The sequence below is a fragment of the Streptomyces sp. bgisy100 genome, assembly GCF_057709105.1.
The window spans coordinates 53,894-66,806 of record NZ_JBYITE010000026.1 but is presented as its reverse complement, the minus strand read 5'-3'; the positions used below and the strand labels follow the sequence as shown (position 1 = coordinate 66,806).

General features: G+C 68.5%; 13 protein-coding genes. 9 read left to right on the top strand and 4 right to left on the bottom strand.

The window, feature by feature from the left end; all coding sequences use genetic code 11:
• Positions 1–146: 146 nt before the first annotated feature.
• On the top strand, positions 147–632 hold the full coding sequence (locus AC3EQ1_RS18665) for an ATP-binding protein (protein ID WP_432095451.1): 486 nt from the start codon (positions 147–149) through the stop codon (positions 630–632).
• A complete protein-coding gene (locus AC3EQ1_RS18660) occupies positions 593–1,492 on the top strand; it encodes a TauD/TfdA family dioxygenase (RefSeq protein ID WP_432095450.1) in 900 nt (299 codons plus the stop codon). Before AC3EQ1_RS18665 ends, AC3EQ1_RS18660 begins: the two co-directional genes overlap by 40 nt.
• 139 nt (positions 1,493–1,631) lie before the next feature.
• On the opposite strand, the gene AC3EQ1_RS18655 is transcribed toward AC3EQ1_RS18660, so the two are convergent.
• A complete protein-coding gene (locus tag AC3EQ1_RS18655) occupies positions 1,632–2,405 on the bottom strand; it encodes a glycosyltransferase family 2 protein (protein WP_432095449.1) in 774 nt (257 codons plus the stop codon).
• A gap of 66 nt (positions 2,406–2,471) precedes the next feature.
• Between AC3EQ1_RS18655 and AC3EQ1_RS18650 the strand changes: the two genes are divergently transcribed.
• The 4 genes from AC3EQ1_RS18650 (at position 2,472) to AC3EQ1_RS18635 (ending at position 7,611) form a co-directional block, all read left to right on the top strand.
• Positions 2,472–3,728, top strand: a complete 1,257-nt coding sequence (locus AC3EQ1_RS18650; RefSeq protein WP_432095448.1) for a nucleotide sugar dehydrogenase — start codon at positions 2,472–2,474, stop codon at positions 3,726–3,728.
• A gap of 52 nt (positions 3,729–3,780) precedes the next feature.
• Positions 3,781–5,169: a hypothetical protein gene (locus AC3EQ1_RS18645; RefSeq protein ID WP_432095447.1), complete on the top strand. Its 1,389-nt coding sequence runs from the start codon at positions 3,781–3,783 to the stop codon at positions 5,167–5,169.
• Positions 5,166–6,275: a glycosyltransferase family 4 protein gene (locus AC3EQ1_RS18640; RefSeq protein WP_432095446.1), complete on the top strand. Its 1,110-nt coding sequence runs from the start codon at positions 5,166–5,168 to the stop codon at positions 6,273–6,275. The genes AC3EQ1_RS18645 and AC3EQ1_RS18640 overlap by 4 nt, the downstream gene beginning before the upstream one ends.
• A 292-nt stretch (positions 6,276–6,567) precedes the next feature.
• Entirely contained in the window at positions 6,568–7,611 is a 1,044-nt protein-coding gene (locus AC3EQ1_RS18635) for an FAD-dependent oxidoreductase (RefSeq protein WP_432095445.1), read from the top strand.
• 210 nt (positions 7,612–7,821) lie between these two features.
• Here AC3EQ1_RS18635 and AC3EQ1_RS18630 read toward each other — a convergent pair whose 3' ends face one another.
• On the bottom strand, positions 7,822–8,442 hold the full coding sequence (locus AC3EQ1_RS18630; protein ID WP_432095444.1) for a TetR/AcrR family transcriptional regulator: 621 nt from the start codon (positions 8,440–8,442) through the stop codon (positions 7,822–7,824).
• Positions 8,443–8,556: 114 nt separating this feature from the next.
• Here AC3EQ1_RS18630 and AC3EQ1_RS18625 point away from each other — a divergent pair, with 114 nt between their 5' ends.
• The 3 genes from AC3EQ1_RS18625 to AC3EQ1_RS18615 all read left to right on the top strand — a co-directional run bounded on the left by AC3EQ1_RS18625 (position 8,557) and on the right by AC3EQ1_RS18615 (position 11,728).
• Positions 8,557–9,816: a hypothetical protein gene (locus AC3EQ1_RS18625; RefSeq protein ID WP_432095443.1), complete on the top strand. Its 1,260-nt coding sequence runs from the start codon at positions 8,557–8,559 to the stop codon at positions 9,814–9,816.
• Positions 9,803–11,095 carry a methyltransferase family protein gene (locus AC3EQ1_RS18620; protein WP_432095442.1) on the top strand — a complete coding sequence of 431 codons (1,293 nt, stop codon included), beginning with the start codon at positions 9,803–9,805 and terminating at the stop codon, positions 11,093–11,095. The genes AC3EQ1_RS18625 and AC3EQ1_RS18620 overlap by 14 nt, the downstream gene beginning before the upstream one ends.
• 105 nt (positions 11,096–11,200) lie before the next feature.
• Complete coding sequence (locus AC3EQ1_RS18615; RefSeq protein ID WP_432095441.1) at positions 11,201–11,728, top strand: DUF6879 family protein; 528 nt, start codon at positions 11,201–11,203, stop codon at positions 11,726–11,728.
• Positions 11,729–11,797: 69 nt separating this feature from the next.
• On the opposite strand, the gene AC3EQ1_RS18610 is transcribed toward AC3EQ1_RS18615, so the two are convergent.
• Positions 11,798–12,010, bottom strand: coding sequence for a DUF397 domain-containing protein (locus AC3EQ1_RS18610; protein WP_432095440.1), 213 nt, complete (start codon positions 12,008–12,010; stop codon positions 11,798–11,800).
• Positions 11,989–12,837, bottom strand: a complete 849-nt coding sequence (locus AC3EQ1_RS18605; RefSeq protein WP_432095439.1) for a helix-turn-helix domain-containing protein — start codon at positions 12,835–12,837, stop codon at positions 11,989–11,991. The genes AC3EQ1_RS18610 and AC3EQ1_RS18605 overlap by 22 nt, the downstream gene beginning before the upstream one ends.
• Positions 12,838–12,913: the final 76 nt, after the last annotated feature.

Here is a 12,913-nt window from a genome sequence, read left to right as displayed (position 1 = left end):
ACGCGAACGCTCCTCCGGCGGTGTCTCGTCGGCCCTGAACTGGTTCGGGGCCGTGGGTTCACGATGGTGAACACCCCTGCGTGCTGGAGCCCTTACCTTCAGTCACATCCGGGCAACTGCCGCCCGGAGAGAGGGTGAGCTGCGCGATGTCCAGCACTGCGATGCACCACGACCTCCAAGTGATCTCCACGGCCGAGCACGTCCCGCTGGCCCGCCGTGAGACGGTCGAAGTCCTCGCCCGGTGGGGTATGTCCGAGCAGGTCGTGGACACGGCGTGCCTGATCGTCAGCGAGCTCGTGACGAACGTGGTGCAGCACGCGGCCGTGCTCTCGCCCACCGCCACGGTCAGCTTCGCCGTCGAGGGCGGGGCCGAGCTGGTGCCGGCCGTCGCGGATGCCCACCCGTTCAAGCCGAATCCCCTACCGGCTGCCCACGACCTCGGGGGCCGCGGCCTGTTCTTGGTCAACGCCCTGGTGAGGGAGCTCCGTGGCCGGGGCGAGGCCGTCCCGGACCTAGCCACCGGAGGCAAACGAATCGTCGTCCGCCTGCCCCTGGTCCCCGCCGAGAACCCCAAGAGAGAAGGGAGCTCCGGGTGTTCATCGACATCCCGAGCGAACTCGAAGCCGCTCTGATCGACTGTTCTCTCCCGCCCTGGGAATTGGACGGCTCGTTCCTGGCTCAGTCCACCATGGAGCGGTACCGGACCGAGCTGACGGCCACCCCGCGGTTCGAGGAAACCGCCGCGATCCTGCGCCACGCGCTGACCGGGGAGGGCGGCGGATACGCCGTGCTGCGCCTGGGAAGCCTGGCCAAGGCCCCACGGACCGGCGACCGGCTCCGGCGGCTGGCGACGGGCTTCGCGGCCGAGGTGGCGGTCCCCTTCTCGCCGTTCCCGCGGTGGCCCCTCTGGAAGGACATCGGGGTCAAGGTCGACAAGGACCCCGGCAAGTCCAGCGGCATCGGATACAACGCCTTCCACATGGACCTGGTGAACGCATCCTTACCCCCGGACTACACCACGCTCCTGTGTGTTCGCCCCGACCTGCTCGGCGGCGGCCCCAGCATCCTCTCCGACGCCCACGCTGCGGTGGCGCGCCTGTCGGAGGACAGCCGCGCCCTGCTGGCCGAGTCGGCCTACCACTACGGGACCTTTTTCGACCTGTTCGGCGTGGGCGAGGAGTGCAAACCGTTTCCGATCCTGGACGGCTCCGACCCGGGCGAGGGGTTCGTCCGGTTCACCGCCAAGATGCCGGAGCGGTCCCAGCTCGGCCAGGCGCACGCCGACGCCGCCAGGGAACTCGCCCAGGAGCTCGTCCGGGGGCAGGTCTCCTTCATACTCCAGCCCGGGGACTACCTCATCGTGAACCAGCGCCGCTTCCTGCACGGGCGGGAGGCGCTCCACAGCGGTCAGGAGACCGTCCCGGTCGCCGACCGGCGGCTGCTCCTCCAGTTGTTCCTGCGCGCGAGGGCCGATGGCGGCTCGGCCGCATAGTCGGCCGACAGCACCGGTGACTCACCGAGTCCCGCCTCCGGGTCCAGCCCCCGAGCACGCGGCAGGGCCACGGGGCGGGGCCCGGTCGGGCACCCCCGGAAACGGTCGCGCACCGGGCTCCCAGGGCCCGTGCACGGATCTAGATGCGCGAGTTGCGCAGCGACTGCCACACAGCGCCAGCCAGCGCCCGCGTCGCCCGTGGGACCGACAGGTGCTCGTGCTCGCGGTACAGAGCCCAGTTGTATTGGACGAGCGACAGCTTGTTGGAGGACAGCGATCCCGCCTGGTGGGCCCTGTACACCGCGAGCGGCTCAGCCAGGCCCCGGGCGTCAGCGCCGTCCCGCATGATCGACAGCCAGAGAGCGTAGTCCTGGCGCTTGCGCATCTCCGGCATCAGCCTCGTGCCCAGGACATTGCGGTCGTACATGGCAGTGAGAGCACCGATGTGGTCTTGGACCAGCATCGCGCGGTAGTCCACATGCTCCCGCGCACGGATCACCCGCCCGTTCGGAGCCCAGTCGGTGCTCTCGCCGTCGTAGTCGGCGTCCATCTTGAAGTACGAGGTGAACGTCAAAGGCGCAGTCGCCTCCGCAGCGAATGCAAGCTGCTTCTCGGTCTTCTCCGGAAGCCACATGTCGTCGCTGTCGAGAAAGGCCACGTAGTCCCCGCGGGCCCGCTCGATCGCGAGGTTGCGGGCCCGGCCGGCACCGCCCCGTTCAGGTGCCGACTCCGGCAGGACGCGCTCGTCCTGCTCGGCGAACTCGCGGAGCAGGTCCATGGAGCCATCGGAGGACTGGTCGTCGGTGACCAGCAGCTCCAGGTCGCTGTGAGTCTGCGTGAGCACCGATCGGACGGCTGCGCCGAGGGTGGCAGCCGAGTTGTACACGGGCATCACGACAGACACCAGGGGCACAGCGCTTCTCCTTGCCAGACCAGGAACCACAGTCCATTCAAGCACCGCAATCGAGTAGGAGCTGCCATGCAGACAGTTGTCGCTGGTCAGGGCTACGTAGGGCTTCCCCTGGCTGTACGCGCCGCAGAGGTGGGTCACCATGTCGTCGGCTACGACGTGGACACGCACCGCGTCCAGCAGCTTGCCGCCGGCCAGTCCTACATGGCGGACGTGGACTCCTCGCGGCTGCGCGCAGTGCTGGACTCCGGGACCTACTCCGCGACGGCCGACGCTGCCGCGCTGGCCGGCTTCGACATCGCGGTGATCACCGTGCCGACCCCGCTGCGGGACGGCGTGCCCGACCTGACCTACATCGAGTCCTGCGCCCGGACCCTGGGCGAGTACCTTCGCCCCGGCGCGACGGTTGTCCTGGAGTCCACGACCTATCCCGGCACCACCGAGGAACTGCTGCTGCCGATCCTGGAGAAGACCTCGGGCCTCAACGGCGGAGTGGACCTCCTGGCCGGATTCAGTCCCGAACGCATCGCTCCGGGAAACAAGCGGTGGTCGTTCGACGGGACGCCGAAATTGGTGTCCGGAATCAACGACGAATCACTCGATGCGATCAAGGGCTTCTACGACAGCATCTTTCAGACCACGGTACCGGTATCCGGGACCAAGGTCGCCGAGATGGCCAAGCTGATCGAGAACAGCTTCCGGTTCGTCAACATCTCCATGGTCAACGAGATGGCGATGCTGGCCGCTCCCCTCGGCGTGAACATCTGGGAGGCGATCGACGCCGCCGCGACCAAGCCTTTCGGCTTCACGCGGTTCACCCCGGGGCCGGGGGTTGGCGGGCACTGCCTGCCCGTTGATCCGATGTTCCTCTCATGGAAGGCCCAGCAGGAGCTTGGCATCCCTTTCCGGTTCGCGGAACTCGCCGCCGACGTGAACCGGCACATGCCCGACTACGTCGTCCGGCGTCTCGTGGAAGCATTCGACAAGCGCGGTATGACCGTTAAAGGATCCAGAATCCTGCTGCTCGGTCTGACCTACAAATACAACGCCACCGACCTACGCAATTCACCTTCGCCACGTGTTGCCGAACTTCTCATCAACCTCGGCGCCACGGTCCGCGGCGCCGACCCCAACATCCCGGACGGCGACGACATCAAGTTGAACGTGCCCCGGGTCGATGCGAGCCCGGAGGAGATCACGGCCTCCGATGCCGTGGTGCTCCTCATGGACCACACTCGATTCGACCTCGCGATGATCCAGAAATACGCGACCTATGTTCTCGACTGCCGAAATCGCCTTTCCGGGGCGAACGTCGAGACTCTCTAGCTCCTCGAAATCCCGTGCCCCGCTGCCGATCTTCCATCCCCAGGAGCTTCTCTTGCGCGACGAATGGGAATACGCCCACACGGACTACACCATGCCCGCGCAGCGTCAAATCCCTGCCTCGCTGGCCGAAAGCGAGAGCGACTGGCGCCACTACCTGGAACGCTCAACCCCCAACGGCTGGCTGATGCGACACAACGCCATGACCGAAGCGCTCGTCAGCGGACAGCCGATGTACCTGCTGCACACCACCAAGGACATCGACGCCATCCGCACCAGCCGGGAGTTGCACGTCTCTACCGGATGCCTGGTCGGGGCCCTGTATTGCTCGCCTCTCGCCAGTCAGCGCGAGGGACTGCGCCCACACAACCTCGGCGCCTACCTGATGCGGACGAAACCCTCCACTGCGCCCATGATCTTCGAGGTTGCCCCGGATGCACCGATCCGGCCCAAGGGCGTCGACTACCTGCATCTCGGTGCCATCCACCTGCGTACATACCTGCGTTACCAGAGCTTCCTCACCCCGGCCGAGAGCGACCAGCTCGACCGCGCCGTGCTGGCCGGGCTGCGCGCCGCGGCCGTGTTCCTCGACGTCGCCCTGCGCAACGCCGCCGGGCGTACCACTCCCGCACCCGAGTTCATCGACCAGTTGTCCGGCGCCGTGGCCCACGTGCCGTTCCTCGGTTACCTGTACTTCGAGGTTCTGTCCGAATACCTGATGCTCCACTCCGTTACTCCGGAGACCAAGACCCATGCCCAGGCGGGAGAGCTGAACAACTGGCTCTACAAACGACTCGCCTTCGCCGCCGTGGATGGCATGGACCGGTTGTTCGACCTGGCCCGTTTCAATCCGCGCCATCACCGGCTCGTCCAGCTGACCGAAGGCATAGAACCGGCTCTCGGCCCGGGAGTCGCCGAGTACGTCCGGCGACGACTGTCCCACCTGTTCGTCCGGACCGCGCTGCACCCATCCCAGGACGCGGCATCGGTAACCTTCCAGGGCGCTGACCTCAGTACGATCCAGAAAGCCGCGCCTGGACTGATCGGCCAGATGATCTTCCGTGAGATCCGGTACATGCCCCGCTACCAGCAGCTGTACCACTGCTTCGAGAAAGCTAAGGCTCTTGAGGCGTGGGACTACTGGAACAGTGAGGGAATACCCACTCCCTTCAATGGAATCCTCCCCAAGGGAGAGATTGGAATCAATCCCGTCTACCCCCGATCGTCAGTCAGGGTGTGGACGGCAGAACAGGACAGGAAGGGTTATTTGCATCCGGCTGAGGAGGTCATGGCCGTCTTCACGCCACACCTGGCGTCGTGGTGGGCGCCTCCCCGTGAGCGCGAGCTGCAGAACACCACCGATGATTCACGAGTCGAGTTGGCACTGAGAGGTCGATCTGCAATTCTCGCCCCACGGTTGTCGATGAATGGCGTTTCTGCATGACCGCCAAACTCCTGAAAATCTTGACCGGCATCAACCGCAGCTCCGTGCCTTCGTCCGGGAGTATGATCCTCGCCAACGATCTCTACGGCGCGATGCCTGAAATTCGCACGACCTTCCTGGGCAGGGCGCCGGTCGATCAGGCTTGGAAGGCTGCGTTTGATCAGCTGATCACCCTCTCCACGACGAAACGCCCTCACGGTCCGGACTTCGCCCCTTACGTTGACGAGTTGACGCGTGAGGTCGGTGCGCTCATCGAGAAGATCCAGCCGAATGCTATTCACGCCCAGTACCTCGGGTTCGCTCTCAGCCTGGCCTTCACCCGAACTGCTGGCAACATCCCGATCATCGCCCTCGCCCACGGCCCCGACGTGATGGTTGCCGAGCGCAGCGCATCGGAACGCGAGGTCATGAATGAAGTTGCTGCCGCAAGCGCCGCGATCGTCGCCCCGACCTTCGCCCTCGCCGACCGCATCGACCGTCTTACCGGACGCCGGTTCACCGATCGACTCACCGTCATCCCGTGGGGTATCCGTTTGAGCGATGTCCGGGTCCGCGATCAACCGCCTACTGGAACCGGACCGCTGTCTCTGGTGCACGCCGGTCGTCTGGACGATAACAAATCCACGATCACCGCCGTCGAAGCCCTCGCTTTAACCGATCAGCCGCACCACTTGACCGTGATCGGCCAAGGGATCTTACGGGAGTATCTGGAACAGCGGGCTATCGAACTCGGGCTGCGGGACCGGGTTCAGTTCGATCCGTTCCTGTCCCGCGCCGCACTGTCGCGCCGCCTGTTGAACTTCGACGCCTTCGTCTTCACGACCAGAGGTCTGGAGGCCTTCGGGCTCGTCCTCATTGAGGCCCAAGCCCACGGACTTCCGGTTGCTTATTCCGATCTTCCCGGTGTGAGGGAAATCCTCGGGAGGGCTGGCGTTCCCTACACTCCTGGCGACGCGCGCTCGCTGGCCGTGGCTCTAGACGAGATGGGCCGGGACTTCCTTCGGCGCAAGGCCCTGGCCAAGGCGGCTCTCCATAACGCGCGCCGATACGACATCACTACCACCGGCCGCCGGCTTCGCGAACTGACGCTCCGCGTTACCTCCTGATCCCGGTGTTTCGAGACCGGCCTCGGGGCTGGTGAGGTCGCATTTTCAGGTATCGCGTATTCCAGCTTCGCCTTCGACCGCGACGGCTTGCTCGTCCTGCGCGGCGCCCTCGCCCCCCGAGATCCGCGACCGCGCAGGCGAGGCCGCCCTACGGCTCGTGGCCACCGACCGGACCGCGGGCCGGGAGAGGGCGGCGGCTGCCCGTTGCGGGGTGCCGGGTAGTCATGCCCCAGGCATGGTACCACAAGTGTGGTGGCCGGGTGCAAGGCCCGGACGAGCCGGGGGAGGGCGCATGACCGGAACCGCGGTGGTCGTGGGAGCGGGAGTCGGTGGGCTGGCAACGGCGATCGGGCTGCGCCGCGCCGGGTGGGCGGTGTCGGTCCTCGAGCGGCGGACGGAGCTGGAGCGGTACGGCACCGCGTTCGGCCTCCACCCCACCGCGCAGGGCGCGCTCGACCGGCTCGGGGCGGGCGAGGCGCTCCGCGGCCGGGCGGTTCCCTACCGGGGCGCGCGGATCCGCACCCCGGCGGGGAAGGTGCTGGCGAGCCTGCCGCTGGAGCGGATCGAGCGACGAGCCGGCCGGCCCGAGCTGTTGATCTCCCGGCCCTATCTGATCGATGCTCTGCTGGCCCAGCTGGACGCCTTCGGGGACGTGCCGGTCGAACTCGGCAGGAACATCTCGGAGGTGGAGGCGCTGGTCGCCGCGCACGATCTGGTGGTCGGCGCGGACGGAATCAGCAGCACCGTGCGCGCCGCGTGCTTCGGCGGGCGCAGCCGCCCGCGGCACGTCGGAACGGTCGCCTGGATCGGTATCGCCGACTTCGAGAGCGGCATCTGCGGGGAGACCTGGGGCAAGGGCCGGTTCTTCGGGATGACGCCCATCGAGCCGGGCCGTACGAACTGGTACACCACCGTGCCCGAGGCCACCACCGCCGACGAACTGAGCGGGCACTTCGAGGGCTGGCACGACCCCGTCCCGCGGATCCTCGCCGAGACCGACCCGTCCACCTGGATCCGCTACGAGATGCGGCACCTCTTCCCCGCCCTGCCGACGTTTGTGCACGGTGGGAGCGTCGCCCTGGTCGGTGACGCGGCGCACGCCATGACGCCCAACCTGGGCCAGGGAGCGTGCACGGCGATCCTCGACGCGGAGGCCCTGGCACGTGCCGTCGCCGAACACGGCCCGGCCGGCCTGCCCTCCGCCCTCCGTGCCTACGACGCGCAACGCCGCCGCAGCGCGCAACGGACCGCCTTCGCCTCCCGGCACCTGCACCGCTTCATGACCAGCGAACGCACCCGCCTGCGCAACTCACTCGTCCGCATGATGCCGAGCTGACCGCAGACTCACCCAGAGGGGCATGGCTCGGACCCTGGCAGGGGCTCACGTCAGGTCGGCGAGGCCTCGGCCATGATGCGGAAGCCCTCGCGGACGGTTTCTGGCCGGCCGGTGGCGCTCCGGACGCGACGTGCCCAGGTGCCGGGCCCCGTGGATCCGCGCCCGCCACGGCCGGTGCCCGCGTTCCGTCCCCCGGTCGTCCCCCGCGGCTCACTGCGCCTTAGGAGTCCCCTTGCGCCGTACCGGCAGGCGCATCGTCAGCAGCTTGGCGCGCGGGGCCAGTCGGCGGACCATCGCGAACAGGGAGTCCGTGCGCGACCGGTCCTCGTCCAGCACGGTGAAGAGGTTCACCCCGAGGTAGAACGTGATGGCGGCGTTGGCCAGGTCCTTCGGCGGGGTGAGCCGGGCGAGCGGGGTGCCGCCGATCACCCGTTCCAGGGTCTCCTCGATGAACGCCAGCCAGGGTTCCGCCCGCCGCGACACCGGCTCCCGCAGCTCGGGCTTGGCCACCGCCGCCGCGACCAGCTCGGAGAAGAGCGTGATGTGTCCGCCGTCGAGGTCGTCGCGGTAGATGCGGGTGGCCGCCTCGGCCAGGTCCTCCAGGGTCCGGACCTCGGCCACCGTCTCGGCGTGCAGCGCCATCCGCTCCGCGGACGACCGGTCGAGCGCGGCGAGCAGCAGCTCGTCGACCCCGCCGAAGTGGTAGAAGACCAGCGCCGAGTTGACGCCGGCCTCCTTCGCGATCGTCCGCGCGCTCGTCCCGCCGTACCCGTGCGCCTTGAGTACCGCCGTCGCCGCCTCGATCAGCCGGCCCTTGGTGTCCGCCGTCATTGACCATCCTCTCGCCTGGATTCATCATACGGTTTAATCGAGTGATTAAATCGGTTGGTGAAGAAGTCGCCGCCGTGTCGTGACGACCGGCGATGCCGAACAGGGGTGGAACTGATGGACGAACGGAACGAACAACCCCGGATCACCCGGGCCCGCCGGCGGCTGGCCGGGGTGCTGGCCGCGCTCTTCACGGCGATGCTGCTCTACAAGGTGCTCCACGCGGGTCACTTGGAGCAGACGGCCCTCTTCTACGTCGGCCTGCCGGCCTTCATTGCGCTGGCCGTGGCGCTCGGCACCCGTCCCAAGAGCGCCACCGGCACGGCGCTCGCCTCCGTCACCATCGGACTGGCGCTGTCCGGACCACTGCTCGGTGAAGGCGTCGTCTGCCTGGTCTTCGCGGCTCCCCTCTTCTACCTGCTGGCGGTGGCCATCGGACTGACCGTCGACCGCCGACGTCGCCGGGGGAAGGGCGGGCGGGCCCATGCCTTCGCCGGCATACCGCTGCTGGTTCTGCTCGCCCTGGAGGGCACCGGAGCGTACGAGCTCCCGCGAGACAGCTCCGCGTCCGTCACCCGCACCGTCGCCGTGAGCCCCCAGCAGTTCCAGATGGCCCTCGCCGAGCGGCCCCGCTACGCGGCGCCCCGGCCCACCTTCCTCAAGTTCGCCTTCCCCCGCCCGCTGAAGGCCGAGGGGACCGGGCTGGGCATCGGCGCGCACCGGACCGTCACCTTCACCCCGCGCAAGTCCCTGGGCATCGGCTCCCACCCCACCCCGCGTTCCATGCGGCTGGTCGTCGACGAGCGGGGGCCCGGCCGGGTGGTCTTCGGCGTCCGGCAGGACACCACCCTGGCCCGCTGGCTCGACCTCCGCTCCGCCGAGGTCACCTGGCGGCCCGCGGCAGGCAACCGCACCCGGGTCACCTGGAACCTCAACTACCGCCGCACCTATGACCCGAGCTGGTACTTCGGCCCCATCCAGCAGTACGGCATGGAACAGGCCGCCGCCTACCTCTCGGACACCTTCTCCGCCGCTCCGCCCCGCGCCGACGGGCACCCCAGCACCCGGGGCGACGACGGAGGGCGTCACCACGCCTCGACCCGTACCGTCGGGGACCACGGAACCGGTTCCCGTGCGGTCGGGGATCACGGAGCTGCTTCCCGTGCGGTCGGGGATCACGGAGCCGCTTCCCGTGCGGTCGGGGATCACGGAGCCGCTTCCCGTGCGGTCGGGGACCACGGAGCAGCATCCCGTGCTGTCAGGGATCACGGAACTCCGGCCCGTACCGTCCGAGACCACGGAACCCCCGCCGCTTCAAAGGCGACTGCCGCCGGGACGTCGGCAGCCGCGGACCGGGGTCACGATGCGCGGCGGTGACCCGGCGCTCATCCGCGCGGCCTGCCTCTTCGGCCCGCTCCTCGCGACCGGCGCCGCGGCGGCCCTGCGCCCGCCCGCCCGGCGCACCATCGGCGCCGCGCTTTTGGCCGGCCTTTGGAACGCCGTCTGGCTGCCCGTCGTCAACCTCCTCGCCGTGCACGCCGGTTGGTGGACCTTCCGCGCCGAGGGCGGCACCGCCGCCGGGCTTCCCCTAGACCTGCTCCTCGGCTGGGTCCTGCTGTGGGGCGTCCTGCCCGTCCTGGCGGGCGCCGACCGCCTGCCGCTGCCGTTGGTCGTGGCCGGACTGGCCTGGTTCGACCTCGTCGCGATGCCGCTCGCCGCCCCCGTCGTCCGGCTCGGCGGCGACTGGCTGCTGGGCGAGGCGCTCTGCGTGGCCGTCGTCCTCGTCCCGGGCCTGCTGTTCGCCCGCTGGACGCTGCGCCGCCGACGGCTCGTCGCCCGCGCCGGCCTGCAGCTGGTGCTCTGCGCCGCGCTGATGGTGGGGTTCCCGCTCGTCCTCGTCCGGCCCGACCTGCCGGACACCGACGCCGGGATCGCGCTCGCCCTGCAACTCCTCGCGCCGCCCGTGCTGCTGGGCGTCGTCGCGCTACGGGAGTTCGTCCAGCGCGGGGGCGGCACCCCGGTGCCGTACGACCCGCCGAACAGGATCGTCACCAGCGGCCCGTACGCGTACGTCCGCAACCCGATGCAGCTCGCCATCGTCCTCGTCCACACCGTGCTCGCCCTGGTCACCCGGGACTGGCGGTTCCTGGCCGCGGCGGTCATCGGCTTCGCCTACTCCGCGGGCCTCGCCGACTGGCACGAGAACGCCGGACTGCGCGCACTCCACGGCGAGGCATGGACCCGCTACCGGGCCGCGGTCCGTCCCTGGCTGCCCCGCCTGCGGCCCTGGTCCGGCACCGCCCCGGCCCGGCTCTACGTCGCCGAGAGCTGCGGCCCGTGCAGCGGCTTCGGCCGCTGGGTCGCCGCCCGCCGCCCCGTCGCCCTGGACCTCGTCCCCGCCGAACACCACCCCCGCCGCCTGCGCCGCATGACCTACGAGTCGGCCGACGGCACGGTCCGGGCCGACGGCATCGCCGCACTGGCACGGCTCCTCGGCCACCTGCACCTGGGCTGGGCCCTGCTGGGCTGGCTCCTGATCCTGCCGGGCGTGCGCTGGTTCGCCCAACTGTGCGCGGACGCGCTGGGGGCGGGGCCTCGGGATATTCCGCATGCGCCGGGGGCTTCACGTCAACCTGTCGGCATGCATGCCGAATGAGGGGTACGCCGACGGGCGTGGTGGCACGCTGTAAGCGATATCGGGCCGCGGTGTCGTCGTTCGAACTCCGGTCCGGATGGTGCACATCGTCGTGGAGGCATGTCAATGCAACCGAGCGTTCCGAGTTTCGCTGAATTACTGGACGGGGCGCAGTCCTCGGCCGTGCATTTGGAGATGCGCGATGCCTATGGAGTGGCGAACGAAGTCGAGGAATTCGCGCGATGGAAGCGCACGGGAGAGTGCGATGTCGATCCCGGTTCCGCAGGCTGGTCTCCATGGGTGGAGCTGATCCGTCGGACGGTGTGCCGGGGCGTGGCTGTCCGCCGGGCTCGCATTGTGTCGGAGCCGGTCAGCGACTACGTCAGGTTCGAGCATGCCGGTACCCGGGTCAACATCGGGGCCGGTGAGCAGGTGCGCTGGCTGCCGCGCAGGCGTGCTTCGGACATCGCGCTCCCCGGCAATGACTTCTGGCTGATCGACGACCACATCGTCAGGTGGAACCACTTCACGGGAGAAGGTGCCTCGGGGGGTGGAGAAATGAACGACGATCCGGCTGTTGCCAAGCTGTGCTCGCAGGCATTCGAGGCTGTCTGGGCCAGGGCCGTTCCGCACGAGGAATACGAACTTCGGTGACGTGAGGCGCCTTTTGCGCATCGCGGGCCCCGGCTGAATGCGCCGGGGCCAAAGGGCGATTTTCATGGATCAGCCAGTGATTCCGCCTGCCTTCACGGCTGTGACGAACGCGGTCCATGCTTCGGCGGGGAAGACAAGTGCGGGTCCCTGCGGGTCCTTGCTGTCGCGGACGGGGACGATGCCGGGGAGGCCGGGGGCCACCTCGACGCACTCGCCACCGGCGTTGTTGCTGTAGCTGCTCTTACGCCATCCAGCCGTGCTCAGGTCCGGGATGGGGGGCATCGTGTCCAGTCCTCCATTGCCGCTCGGATCAACACCTCGGAGTCATGAGGCGAGAGGGCCATGGCCCTGAGCAGATCGTAGGACTCACGACGCTCCCCAACCACGTCCCGGTCATCGATGATTGTTCCGGAACGGCTACCTTCCTCATAGGCGACCATCGGCTGGTCAGGCAGGGTATAGAGCGTCAATGAGCCACCTGCTTCGGCGTGCTCGCCGGCGTCGAACGGCAGCACTTGGATGGTGAGATTGGCCTGAGCGGCCCTCTCGAGCAGGGCCGCCATCTGGCGGTGCATCGTGATGGCGGTGCCGACTCTTCGGCGCAGAACCGCCTCGTCGAGGATGTACCAACAGCGGGGCGGTTTGGGGTCGTTGAGCCGAGCCTGACGGGTGAGACGCGCTTCCACCAAGGCTTCGACTTCCGCCTCGGGGGCGTGGGGGTGACCGCAGCGCAGTGATCGTTCGGCGAGCTCTGCCGTCTGGAGCAGACCGGGGACGGTGGCGCTCGCGTACTGCTCGATGGTCGTCGCTTGCCGTTCGATCTCGATGACACGGCGGAACTTGCCGGGAAACGGCTCCTTCCGCGCCAAGGCATAGAGACGGGCGAACAGTCCGTCCGTGCCGAAGCAGGCGTCCAGCTTGGCCGGGAGATCGTCGTAGGGCAGGGTTTCGGCGGTCTCGATGCGGGCGAGATGGGATTTGCTGTAGTTGAGCACCTGCGCGAGCCGCCGTAAGGACAGGTCGGCTTTCTCGCGGTGGCGGCGGATTTCCGCGCCGAAGAGGTCGCGGGCTGAGCGGTCGGGGGAGAGATCACGCGCTTCGAACGGCATCGGTTGTCCTTTGCCACACCATGGGGCGCCGTGGGTCGGTATCGCCGCGCCCGAGCGTAGTCAGCTACCCCAAACG

Bases quoted from the DNA above. Each gene is read 5' to 3' on its own strand.
- AC3EQ1_RS18665 (WP_432095451.1), top strand. From the start codon at position 147: ATGTCCAGCACTGCGATGCACCACGACCTCCAAGTGATCTCCACGGCC.
- AC3EQ1_RS18650 (WP_432095448.1), top strand. From the start codon at position 2,472: ATGCAGACAGTTGTCGCTGGTCAGGGCTACGTAGGGCTTCCCCTGGCT.
- AC3EQ1_RS18640 (WP_432095446.1), top strand. From the start codon at position 5,166: ATGACCGCCAAACTCCTGAAAATCTTGACCGGCATCAACCGCAGCTCC.
- AC3EQ1_RS18635 (WP_432095445.1), top strand. From the start codon at position 6,568: ATGACCGGAACCGCGGTGGTCGTGGGAGCGGGAGTCGGTGGGCTGGCA.
- AC3EQ1_RS18630 (WP_432095444.1), bottom strand. From the start codon at position 8,442: ATGACGGCGGACACCAAGGGCCGGCTGATCGAGGCGGCGACGGCGGTA.
- AC3EQ1_RS18625 (WP_432095443.1), top strand. From the start codon at position 8,557: ATGGACGAACGGAACGAACAACCCCGGATCACCCGGGCCCGCCGGCGG.
- AC3EQ1_RS18620 (WP_432095442.1), top strand. From the start codon at position 9,803: ATGCGCGGCGGTGACCCGGCGCTCATCCGCGCGGCCTGCCTCTTCGGC.
- AC3EQ1_RS18615 (WP_432095441.1), top strand. From the start codon at position 11,201: ATGCAACCGAGCGTTCCGAGTTTCGCTGAATTACTGGACGGGGCGCAG.
- AC3EQ1_RS18610 (WP_432095440.1), bottom strand. From the start codon at position 12,010: ATGCCCCCCATCCCGGACCTGAGCACGGCTGGATGGCGTAAGAGCAGC.
- AC3EQ1_RS18605 (WP_432095439.1), bottom strand. From the start codon at position 12,837: ATGCCGTTCGAAGCGCGTGATCTCTCCCCCGACCGCTCAGCCCGCGAC.